Raw genomic sequence first — 11,881 nt, forward strand, 5'->3', positions numbered from 1 at the left:
CGGAAATTGGAGAAGAAAATGTTAGGTTACGAAGTCAATTTTGATGGTTTAGTTGGCCCCACTCACCACTATGCAGGGTTGTCGTTTGGGAATGAAGCCTCAACCAAACACCGCAATCTGGTGTCGAACCCGAAACTTGCAGCCAAGCAAGGTTTAGCAAAAATGAAAGCCCTCAGTGATTTGGGCTTGAAGCAAGGCGTGTTGGTGCCGCATGAGCGCCCACATTTGCCGATGTTACGCAAACTCGGTTTCCGTGGCGATGATGCCAGTGTATTAGCACAGGCGATGCAATATGCACCGCAACTGCTTTCATCACTCAGCTCAGCGTCGTGCATGTGGACAGCCAATGCTGCAACCGTGTCACCGTCTGCGGACAGTGCTGATGGCCGAGTGCATTTCACCGCAGCCAATCTGAACAACAAGTTTCACCGTTCGATTGAAGCCGACACCACCTCGCAGGTTTTAAAGGCAATTTTCCGTGACGAGCAGCATTTCGCGCATCATGCAGCGTTGCCACAAGTGGCACTGTTTGGTGACGAAGGCGCAGCCAACCACAACCGTTTGGGCGGAAGCTATGCGGATCGCAGTGTGCAGGTGTTTGTCTATGGGCAGCAGCATTTCAATGGTGAAGCTGGGCCAAAACGCTATCCAGCGCGTCAGACTCGCGAAGCCAGTGAAGCGATTGCCCGTTTGCATCAGTTGGATGCCGCGCACACCGTTTTTGTACAGCAACATCCTGACGTGATTGATCAGGGCGTTTTCCATAATGACGTGATTGCGGTGAGCAACCAGCAAGTGTTGTTCCACCATCAACAGGCATTTTTACATCAGGCACAAGCCCTCGATGAAATCCGTCGCAAAATGGCGACCATTGAGCAAGAACTGATTGCGATTGAAGTGCCGACTCAGCGGGTTTCGGTGGATGATGCCGTCGCGACGTATCTGTTTAACAGTCAGATTTTAACGCGTCCTGATGGTGGTATGAGCATTGTGGTGCCTGAAGAATCTCGCAAAAATGCAGCAGTTTGGGGCTACCTCAACGACATGATTCAAATGGGCACACCAATTGATGACATTAAGGTGTTTGACCTACGTGAAAGTATGCAAAACGGCGGTGGCCCTGCCTGCTTACGTTTACGTGTTGCCTTGAATGAACAGGAATTACACGCGGTGAATCCGAAAGTGTTGATGAATGAACAACTCTTTACCGCACTGAATCAATGGGTGGATCGTCATTACCGTGACCGTTTAACCCAAGCCGATTTGGTTGATCCACAGTTGTTGATCGAAAGCCGTCAGGCACTCGATGAGCTAACGGTGTTGATGAATTTAGGTTCAATCTACCCATTCCAACAAATTTAGGCGGGGCAGTGATGCAGGATTTCTTGGCGATGACGCTCAGTGGACAATTCCCTGAGCCACAGCAGGGGCAGCAGCACGGTTTTACTTGGCATTGGCTGGCTGAAGGTGTACTGGAACTGACCCCAGTACAGGGCTATCACAAGGTGGTGGTGCTTTCGGCAGGTATTCATGGCAATGAAACTGCACCGATTGAATTGCTGAATCAGCTTTGTTCTGACTTGTTTTCGGGCAAGCTTAGCTTGCAGGTGCGTTTGCTGATTATCTTGGGCAATCCAGACGCAATGCGTCAGGGCGAACGCTACCTGACGGCTGACCTGAACCGTATGTTTATGGGCGGTGTCAGTGGCTTTGCGGAAAGTGCTGAAACTGCGCGTGCCAAAGGCTTGGAGCAACTGGTACAGCATTTTATGCAGCAGAGTGACCCACAGGCGATTCGTCTGCACTATGACTTGCACACCGCCATTCGTGCATCACTTTTCCCGACCTTCGGTTTACTGCCTTATAAGACCGAAGCGTTCGATCCTGAATTTTTAAACTCGCTAGAGGCTGCCGATCTGGATGCCTTGGTTCATCACCAAAGCCTTGGACGTACCTTTAGCCAGTTAACCGCAGAAACCTGCCAAGCCTCTAGCTGCACGCTGGAGCTGGGCAAAGCCTTGCCATTTGGCTGCAATGACCTGACTCAGTTCCAAGCAACGGATGCCATGTTACGCAGTGTGGTGGCAAATCAACCTTTACCACGACGTGGTAAAAGCAGTGCGATGCGTCAGTTCAACGTGCAGTATTCACTGCTCAAACAACATGATGACTTCAAGCTGTACCTCAGTGATGATGCCCCGAATTTTACCGTGTTCGAGCAGGGGGACTTATTGTGTACCCAGCAACAGCAGGAAACACGGGCGCAGCACGCCAAAGAATGGATTTTATTTCCTAACCCACACGTACAAAAAGGATTACGTGCAGGGCTGATGCTGACAGAGGATTGAGGGGCTTAGCCCCCAACATCGAACAGCACAGAAATGAATGGATATCATGACCAGTTGACAATAGCGCAACGCTTGCTTAGGAGTGGCGATGAATCGGGAACATAACGATAATCACGCATTAATGGGGGATGGTGATCTGATTGGTCATCATCATTTGGCAGAAGAACCGCATCTTGACCGTGCCTTAACCAACCGACATATCCAGTTGATTGCTATTGGTGGTGCAATCGGGACGGGACTGTTTATGGGTTCGGGGCAGACCATTTCTTCCTCGGGAACCTCGGTCTTACTGACCTATATGATCGTTGGCTTTTTCTTCTTCTTTGTCATGCGTGCCATGGGAGAGTTGTTGCTGTCCAACACCAACTATAAGTCATTTGTGGATTTTGCCACTGCTTATCTAGGCCCGTGGGCAGGCTTCTTTCTAGGTTGGTCGTACTGGCTAGGTTGGATCGTCACCGCCATCGCTGATATTATTGCCATTGGCGGTTATATGCAGTTCTGGTATCCCGACTTGCCTGTCTGGTTGCCTGCCTTAGCGACGGTCACTGTTTTGACTACGCTTAATTTGCTGACTGTGAAAATGTTTGGTGAAACCGAGTTCTGGTTTGCCATGATTAAGATTGTCGCGATTGTTGCCTTCCTTATTTTGGGGATTAGCTTGGTGAGCATCGGCTTTGTTTCACCGAATGGTGTGAAAGCATCGCTGTCACATGTCACCAATCCCGATGCCTTTTTACCGCATGGCGTGACAGGCTTCTTGGGTGGTTTCCAAATGGCGGTATTTGCATTCTTGGGGATTGAGCTGGTCGGAACCACCGCAGCAGAAACCAAAAACCCTGAGCAATCTCTTCCAAAAGCCATTAACTCGATTCCTTGGCGGATTCTGTTGTTCTATATCGGTGCTTTACTGGTGATTATCTCGGTGATTTCTTGGCAGCATGTTGACCCAGCACAAAGTCCATTCGTGGCGATGTTTAAACTGGTTGGACTAACTGCGGCAGCGTCTGTGGTGAACTTTGTGGTGATCACCTCAGCGATGTCTTCGGCAAACAGCGGTATCTTTGCCACCAGTCGTATGTTGTATGGTTTGGCAGTTGAAAAAGATGCACCGCAACGCTTTAAAACCTTGTCGAAAGGTAAAGTCCCTGTGCAAGCGATTTTATGTTCAATGGGCTGTGTGGTTGCAGGAACACTGATTCTGTTTGTTACGCCAAATGTCATGACTGCCTTTAATATAGTGACGGCATTTACTTCGATTTTAACGGTATTTGCCTTTGCCATGATCTTGCTATCGTACTTGGCTTACCGCAAACAACGTCCTGATTTGCATGAACAATCAGTTTATAAAATGCCAGCAGGGATTTTTATGAGCTGGGCAGGCATTGCATTTATGGTGTTTGTGGTGGCGATTCTGTGTCTTGATCATGACACGCGTATTTCACTGTTCGCTTCACCAATCTGGTTTATCGGACTATTGATTGCTTATAAGCGCCGTGGTCGTAAAGACAGCGAACGGGCTTGGATTTTGGAGAATGGTCGTCGCATTGAATCTGAACAAGAATAAAAAATAAAACCGAACCATCAGCAACTGCCTTGTTTCGGGGGAGATAGGCAGTTGCTTCCCCTAAAAATATCAATATTCATCCGCAATACACCTGACTCGGTTTTGCACGGGGTCGGGATAACAAAATCAATCTATTAAAAATATTTATTATTTACGGGAACATCATCATGAACAAAAAAATTGCACAACTGACGTTAATGCTTGGGTTTGCCTGTTCTAGCCTGCAACCTGTCCTCGCAGCCTTACCGCTGACCAATCAGATTTCTGCACAGCAAACCATCGCGCCACAAGCCAATGCATGGGTGGAAATTAACGTACAGGCCTTTGAGCAAAATATTCAGACTTTACAGCAGCAGTTACACGACAAAAGCCAAATTTGTGCAGTAATGAAAGCCGATGCGTATGGACATGGCATTGCTTTACTGATGCCGAGCATTATCAAACTGAATGTACCTTGCGTCGGAATTACCAGTAATGCCGAAGCCGCAGTGGTACGTCAAAGTGGTTATACAGGACGCATTTTGCGCTTGCGTGCCGCTACCGATCATGAAATTCAAAATGCCGCATCGCTGCATGTTGAAGAGTTACTTGGGAACTTTGAACAGGCACAGCGTTTATCCCAATGGGCAACGCAACAAAACCTGACCTTAGCCTATCATTTGGCGTTGAACTCAGGTGGTATGGATCGTAACGGTTTAGATTTGCAAATGCCTGAAGCCAAGAAACAGGCACTTGCCATGACCAAATTGCCGCATTTAAAACTGGTCGGCATCATGAGTCATTATGCAGTGGAAGATCAAAACTATGTACGTGAACATTTGGCGATTTTCAATGCACAAACCAACTGGCTGATTCATACTGCCAAGCTTGACCGTAAGCACCTGACTTTACACACCGCCAATTCTTTTGCAACCTTGACTGTGCCTGAGTCACATCTGGATATGGTACGGGCAGGTGGTGTGCTGTATGGCGACAGTATTCCTGAACGCACCGAATACCAAAAAATCATGACCTTCAAGACCCAAGTCGCAACCGTTAATCATTATGCCAAAGGCACAACGGTGGGTTACGACCAGACTTATACCTTAAAGCGTGACTCGTACTTGGCTAACTTGCCTGTAGGTTACTCGGACGGTTATCGCCGTGCTTTTAGTAACAAGGCGTATGTGTTGATTCGTGGGCATAAAGTGCCTGTGGTTGGACGAACCTCCATGAATACCACTATGGTGGATGTCACAGATTTTCCAGATATTCGTGCTGAAGATGAAGTGATCCTGTTCGGACGACAAGGTAATGCCGAAGTCAAGCAAAGTGATCTTGAAGAATATAACGGCGCGCTCCTTGCCGATGTCTACACGATATGGGGGAACTCCAACCCGAAAGTCGCGGTTCGCTATTAATGCTACATTGAATTAATTTAATACATATTTCTCCCCCAACACCCTCAAAGTTATGTCAACTTTGGGGGTGTATTTTTTATTGCAGATGATAGAGAGAATTGATCCTGAATCTGTGATATAAATAAAATCGTTCTTTATAATTAAAGTCTATATAAAGTATTGTTTTTCTATAAAGATTTATATTGAAAAGCCAAAATATTATTTTTAGACATCAAATCGAATCTATTTTTAAAGGTGTATCATGCAGCAGCTTATTGCAGGTGCAAATACGGTTTTAGCGACCCCGTCAGTCGAGCTTGTAATTCGAGCGCGTATTCCCCAAACCATAGATCTAGACATTACCGCCTATTTGCTGGCACAGACCACGCAAAAAGTCCGTGGTGATGCCGACATGATTTTCTATGGACAAACCCAAACTCCAAATCAAAGTGTGCAATTGTTTGAAGTGGGGAGCAAACCCGATGTTGTAACTCGCATTCGTATCAATACTGCATTGCTCGACAGTGCGATTGGTAAGATCGCGATTTGTGCCACGCTCAGCGAGTCTGCACATATTCGCGATGTGCAGCAACTCAGCATTGATTTACTCAGCGATGGTCATGTGGTTGCAACATCCGAGATCAATACTCAGAGCAAAACTGAAAAGGCACTGATCTTGGCGGAAGTCTATAATCATAATGGTCGTTGGAAATATCGTTTTGTCGATCAGGGCTTTAACGGTGGCTTGAAACCACTGGCAGAAAATTTTGGTGTCGATGTGGCTGAACCATCGGCAGCACCTGCACCACCACCAAGTTCAAACCCAAGCAGCAATCAGAATATTTTTGGTCAGCCTGTTAGTTCGACCACAGCAGCACCAAGTGCCCAACCAACACCGCCACCGAGTTCGATCAATCTGTCCAAGATTCGTTTAGACAAGCCCAATTCATCGATTAACCTCACCAAGCACAACGGTTCATTTGGCAAGGTTGAGGTGAATCTGAACTGGAACCGCTCAGGGGGCGATCGCGGCAAGAGTTTCTTCCGTAAACTCAGTGCTTCGCAATCGGTCGATCTGGACTTGGGTGCGATGATTGAGATGCAAAACGGCGCGATTCATATTATTCAGGCACTGGGTAACCGTTTTGGCAGCTATGAAAAATCGCCTTATGCCGAGTTGCAAGGCGATGACCGCACAGGCTCTGCTTTAAATGGTGAAAATCTGTGGATCAATGGCGAACATTGGGATCAGATTAAACGTATTGTTATTTATACATATATTTACGAAGGCGCAGCAAACTGGGCGGCAACCGATGCTATTGTAAACATGAAGCTTCCCAATCAGCCTCCGATTGAAGTGCCTGTCAATGAAGGCGGCTACCTCAATACCTGTGCCATTGTGGAATTAAAAAATGTCGGTGGGCAAATTCAGGCCAACCGCCAAGTGCAATACTTTGATGACCAGCAAAAGCTCGACGAATTCTATGGCTTTGGCTTTAGATGGACAGTTGGGCGTAAATAGTTGAAATAAGAGGAAACAATAAAATGGCAATTACATTAAATAAAGGCGGCAATCTTTCACTCAGCAAAACTGATCCGTCATTGACCCAAGTGCTTGTGGGTCTAGGCTGGGATGCACGCGCAACCGATGGCGTGGACTTTGACTTGGATGCTTCGGCATTTTTATTGGGTGCGAACGACAAAGTACGTGGCGAACACGATTTTATCTTTTATAACCAACCGCGTTCACCTGAAGGTTCAGTCGAACACACAGGCGACAACCGTACAGGTGCGGGCGATGGCGATGATGAAAGCCTCAAAATTGATTTAACCCGTTTACCTGCCGATGTAAACAAAATCATTTTTACCGTGACCATTCACGATGCTGAAGCGCGCCGCCAAAACTTCGGTCAGGTGCAAAATGCCTTTATCCGTATTGTGAACAATGCATCGCAACATGAGATTGTTCGTTTTGACTTAAACGAAGACTACTCGACTGAAACCGCGATGGTGTTTGGTGAATTGTACCGCCATAACGGTGAATGGAAATTCCGTGCGGTCGGACAGGGCTATGCGGGCGGGTTACGCATGATGTGCCATCAATATGGCATCAATATCTAACTGAGTAGGCTGAATGAAACATTTTCGTTTTTCGATTATTTTTACCGTTATCTGTTTGGCACTGTCTGCGTATTGGGGGTTTACTCATGGTGCAGAAGCTGGACTGATGACCATGTTCAAGGCATTAGCCATCACGGGGATTCTCGCCGTGATGGAAGTGTCATTGTCTTTTGACAATGCCGTGGTCAATGCTTCTGTGCTCAAAACATGGAACCATTTCTGGCGTACCCTGTTTTTAACGGTGGGGATTATCGTTGCCGTATTCGGTATGCGTTTACTGTTCCCGTTGTTGATTGTGGGCGTCACCGCCGATATGAGCATTGTCGATGTCGCGCAACTGGCACTGAATGACCCGAAAAGCTATTCAGAAAAACTCATGGCTCATCATCCTGAGATTTCTGCTTTTGGTGGCATGTTCTTGCTGTTGGTGTTCCTCAACTTCCTATTTGACGATGAAAAAGATTCACACTGGTTTCATTGGCTTGAGTCCAAACTGGCGAATTTGGCGAGTATTCCCGCAGTTTCAGTGTTTTTGGCGCTGATTTCTTTGTTGGTGATGGCGCACTTTGTCGATGTAGACACCAAACTTGCTGTGGTCGTGTCAGGGATTTGGGGCATCGTGGTCTATGTTGGGGTACAGGTGATTGGTCACTTGCTCGAAGGTAGCGAAAGTTCAGATGAAGAAACCGAGAACAATCAACAAGGTACTTCAGTGGGTGACACTGTGGCAACTGTTGCCAAAGGGGGTATTGGAGGCTTCTTGTATTTGGAAGTTTTAGATGCTTCATTTAGTTTTGACGGGGTGATCGGCGCATTTGCAATTACCAATGATGTGGTGATTATCATGCTCGGTTTAGCCATCGGTGCAATGTTTGTTCGATCTATGACCGTTTTCCTAGTTGAAAAAGGTACGCTGGATGCCTATATATTCTTAGAGCATGGCGCACACTATGCGATTGGTGCGTTGGCATTCATTATGCTCGCAAGTGGTACAGGTGTGCATGTGCCTGAAGTGGTCACAGGCTTGATCGGGATTGCCTTTATTGTCTGGGCGGTTTTATCTTCGATCTCTTATAGTAAAAAACAACAGTAATTTAATTTGATACAGCAGAAGGAAATTTGAATCATGGCGATTAACCTATCTAAAGGCGGCAACATTAACTTATCGAAAACTGCACCAACCATGAATCTGGTTGACCTCGGTTTAGGTTGGAACCCACGCGTAACTGATGGTAAGGCATTTGACCTTGATGCGGTTGCGTTCCTTGTGGGTGAAAATGGTAAAGTGCGCCGTGATAGCGACTTCATTTTCTTTAACCAAAAACAGTCAGACTGTGGTTCAGTGACCCATAAAGGTGACAACCGTACAGGTGAGGGTGATGGTGATGATGAAACCGTTGCAGTAGATTTGGCAAAAGTGCCTGCGGATGTGGCAAAAGTGATTTTTGCGGTGAACATTCACGAAGGTCAACAAAACGGTCAAAACTTTGGTCAGGTCGACCGCGCTTATATCCGCGTCATTAACAAAGACAATGCCAATGAAGAAGTGGCACGTTTTGACTTGTCAGAAGATGGCAGCACAGAAACTGCGATGATTTTTGGTGAATTGTACCGTCACAACGGTGAGTGGAAATTTAAAGCAGTCGGTCAGGGCTTCAATGGTGGCTTGGGCGCATTGGCTGCGAGCTATGGCGTAGCGGTATAACCACCCCGTCACGGTGCTAAAAGAGTAATCTTTTAGCACTTGAAAAGCTGTCTAGCCGCAGTTTTTCAAGTGCTAATCGACAAGACCAATACACATGGAACTCATCTCAGGGCAAAAGCTCCCGCTGAAAAATTTATTCGAACAACAGCAATTTCGTATACGCGTTCAATTCAACACGTCACACCATCTTGATCTGTCTTGCTTTGCTTTAGACCAGCAGGATCGACTGATTCATGATGATTACATGGTTTTCTATAATCAACCGAGTTCGCCAAACAAAGAGGTTTGTTATAGCCAAGCAGGTAGCATTCATGAATTTCAAATCGATTTAGCAAAAACCAACCCCAACACCGTTTCCCGTTTGGTGTTTTGTGCCACATTGGACAATCCACAGCTCAGCATGCAAGACATTCAAAGTGGTGTGGTGGAGCTAATCAACAGCAAGTCTGAAGTGGTCGCTAGTTATCGCTTGTTAGGAACAAGTTTTCGTCAAGAAAAAGCGCTGATGCTGATAGAGATTTATTTTAAAAATGATTTATGGCGTCTGGCTGCCATTGGTCAAGGCTTTAGCGGGGGATTACAGGCACTGGTTGAACATTTTGGTGCAGAAGTGAGTGCAGCGTCAAGTCCTGTTGAGCCGACCTCCGTGTCTAAAGTCGATTTACGCAAAAAAGCTATTTTGGATAAGGTACAGGCAGATGCTCCCCATTTGTTGGATTTAACCAAAAAATCCCTGATCAGTCTGGAAAAAAACCAACTGATTGGGGTAAAGGCACGGGTGGCGTTGGTACTGGATTATTCAGGTTCAATGCTCGGTCAGTATCGCCGTGGTGATGTACAACGTGTGTTAGATCGGGTGATGCCATTGGCGATCAACTTTGATGATGATGCCAATTTTGAATGTTGGGCATTTGCTGAACGTCCTTTACGTTTAAGTGATGTGTCCTTGCACAATCTTTCCGATTTTATCAATCGTGAACAAGGCGGTTATAAAAAATGGAAGGCAGGGGCATGTATCAACAACGAGCCTGCGGTGATGCAGGACGTGGTGCAGTATTTCCTCAAAGAACAGCCGAGCGACTTACCTGTTTATATCGTGTTCATTTCCGATGGTGGCGTCAGTAGTGCAGCACAGATTAAGCGCTTACTGCGTGAAAACTCCAATCAGCCAATCTTTTGGCAGTTTATCGGGATAGGCGGACGGGGCTATGGCATTTTAGAAAAGCTCGATACCTTAACCGATCGAGTGGTCGACAACTGCAATTTCTTTGCGATTGATCAACTCGATAGCCTGTCGGAGTCAGAATTGTATGACCTGATGCTGCAAGAATTTCCACAATGGCTCGAGCAAGCCAAAGCCAAACAAATTTTAAATTAAGAGGATTTCAACATGGCTGAATTTAATCTGGTCGGTAGCCCTGAACCATTTTTACATGTGTCAATGCGTCAGGGTGAAAAGGTTTATTGTGAATCGGATGCCATGGTCATGATGGAATCCAATTTGGAACTAGGCGGTCAGTTACGTGGCGGCTTATTCCAGTCTTTTGTACGTAAATTCACTACAGGTGAATCGTTATTTCAACAAGAAATCAAAGCTTCATTTGGGGCAGGAGAATGTTTACTCTCGCCCAATCTTGATGGCGACATGCAGATCTTAAATATCGGTCAGCAGCAATATGTACTGTCCGATGGGGCATTTGTCGCATCGACTGAACAGGTCAATGTCAAAGCCAAAGTCCAGACCAATTTGGGGGGTAGCCTGTTTGGGGACAATGGCGGTTTTGTGGTGATGGAAACTTCTGGGCAAGGGCAACTGTGTATTTCAGGTTGCGGTACGCTGATGGAAGTCGAGGTCAATTCACAAAATGGCGAAACTGTGATTGATAATGGGCATGTCGTGGCATGGGATTCATCGCTCAGTTATAACATCGGCATGCCAAGTTCCCGAAATCGTGGCATGTTGGGGAATTTGTTAAATAGTGTCACCAGTGGCGAAGGTATGGTCTTGAAATTCCAAGGCTATGGTAAAGTCATCATTTGTTCGAGAAATCGCAACAGTTATATTACTTGGTTGGCGTCAGTACTCAATTTAGGTCAACGATAAACAATAGGAAAAAATAAAATGAGCATTAGCTTGGTTAAAGGTCAGAAAATCTCACTGGCGAAACAAGATGGTTCAAGCCTGTCTAAAATCTTTTTAGGTGCAGGTTGGGACGTTGCTAAAAGTGGTGGTATGTTTGGTCTGTTTGGTGGTGGCAATAAAAGCATTGATCTCGATGTTTCCGTCATTACTTTCGATGCCAATAAAAAACAATTAGATAATGTCTATTTTGGGCAATTACGTAGTCGTGATGGCAGCATTGTGCATTCAGGTGATAACTTGACAGGCGCAGGTGAAGGCGATGATGAAGTCGTACATGTGGATTTGAGCCAAGTGCCAAGCAATGTACAGTCTATTGTGTTTACGATCAGCAGTTTCCGTGGGCAAACCTTTGAAAAAGTAGAAAATGCTTTCTGTCGTCTGGTCGATCAAAGTACCAATCAGCAAATTGCCCACTATAACTTATCTGCAAAAGGCAATTATACCGCGCTGATTATTGCCAAAGTGTATCGTCATGACGGTGCATGGAAAATGTCGGCGCTCGGTGAAAGCTGTAACGGTCGTACCTTGCATGAGATCGTGCCACATATTGTGAATTATCTCTAAGCACTCGCAGCTAAACCATTGAAAAAGCCTGAGTATTACTCAGGCTTTTTTTAT

General features: G+C 46.1%; 11 protein-coding genes. All 11 read left to right on the forward strand.

Going from position 1 to position 11,881, the window contains the following annotated elements:
* Nucleotides 1-18 precede the first annotated feature (18 nt).
* The 11 genes from astB (at nt 19) to LVY74_RS14070 (ending at nt 11,827) form a co-directional block, all read left to right on the forward strand.
* Entirely contained in the window at nt 19-1,362 is a 1,344-nt protein-coding gene (astB, locus tag LVY74_RS14020) for an N-succinylarginine dihydrolase (RefSeq protein WP_111893989.1), read from the forward strand.
* Between the two features lie 11 nt (nt 1,363-1,373).
* Complete coding sequence (gene astE, locus LVY74_RS14025; RefSeq protein ID WP_237815565.1) at nt 1,374-2,348, forward strand: succinylglutamate desuccinylase; 975 nt, start codon at nt 1,374-1,376, stop codon at nt 2,346-2,348.
* An 88-nt stretch (nt 2,349-2,436) separates the two neighbouring features.
* A complete protein-coding gene (locus tag LVY74_RS14030; protein WP_237815566.1) occupies nt 2,437-3,915 on the forward strand; it encodes an amino acid permease in 1,479 nt (492 codons plus the stop codon).
* 167 nt (nt 3,916-4,082) lie between these two features.
* Nucleotides 4,083-5,315 carry an alanine racemase gene (gene alr / locus LVY74_RS14035; protein WP_269091417.1) on the forward strand — a complete coding sequence of 411 codons (1,233 nt, stop codon included), beginning with the start codon at nt 4,083-4,085 and terminating at the stop codon, nt 5,313-5,315.
* A 241-nt stretch (nt 5,316-5,556) separates the two neighbouring features.
* Entirely contained in the window at nt 5,557-6,816 is a 1,260-nt protein-coding gene (locus LVY74_RS14040) for a TerD family protein (RefSeq protein WP_237815567.1), read from the forward strand.
* A 23-nt stretch (nt 6,817-6,839) separates the two neighbouring features.
* Nucleotides 6,840-7,415, forward strand: a complete 576-nt coding sequence (locus LVY74_RS14045) for a TerD family protein (RefSeq protein WP_237815568.1) — start codon at nt 6,840-6,842, stop codon at nt 7,413-7,415.
* A 13-nt stretch (nt 7,416-7,428) separates the two neighbouring features.
* Nucleotides 7,429-8,508: a DUF475 domain-containing protein gene (locus LVY74_RS14050; protein ID WP_237815569.1), complete on the forward strand. Its 1,080-nt coding sequence runs from the start codon at nt 7,429-7,431 to the stop codon at nt 8,506-8,508.
* A gap of 33 nt (nt 8,509-8,541) precedes the next feature.
* Nucleotides 8,542-9,120: a TerD family protein gene (locus tag LVY74_RS14055; RefSeq protein ID WP_151777590.1), complete on the forward strand. Its 579-nt coding sequence runs from the start codon at nt 8,542-8,544 to the stop codon at nt 9,118-9,120.
* A gap of 94 nt (nt 9,121-9,214) precedes the next feature.
* The gene (locus LVY74_RS14060; RefSeq protein ID WP_237815570.1) at nt 9,215-10,498 is read left to right on the forward strand and encodes a VWA domain-containing protein; all 1,284 of its coding nucleotides are present in this window, start codon (nt 9,215-9,217) and stop codon (nt 10,496-10,498) included.
* Between the two features lie 12 nt (nt 10,499-10,510).
* On the forward strand, nt 10,511-11,224 hold the full coding sequence (locus tag LVY74_RS14065) for a TIGR00266 family protein (RefSeq protein ID WP_151709002.1): 714 nt from the start codon (nt 10,511-10,513) through the stop codon (nt 11,222-11,224).
* An 18-nt stretch (nt 11,225-11,242) separates the two neighbouring features.
* Entirely contained in the window at nt 11,243-11,827 is a 585-nt protein-coding gene (locus LVY74_RS14070) for a TerD family protein (protein ID WP_237815571.1), read from the forward strand.
* The last annotated feature ends 54 nt before the right edge of the window (nt 11,828-11,881 follow it).

This window comes from Acinetobacter sp. ME22 (assembly GCF_022012315.1).
Classification (GTDB): Bacteria; Pseudomonadota; Gammaproteobacteria; order Pseudomonadales; family Moraxellaceae; genus Acinetobacter; species Acinetobacter brisouii_A.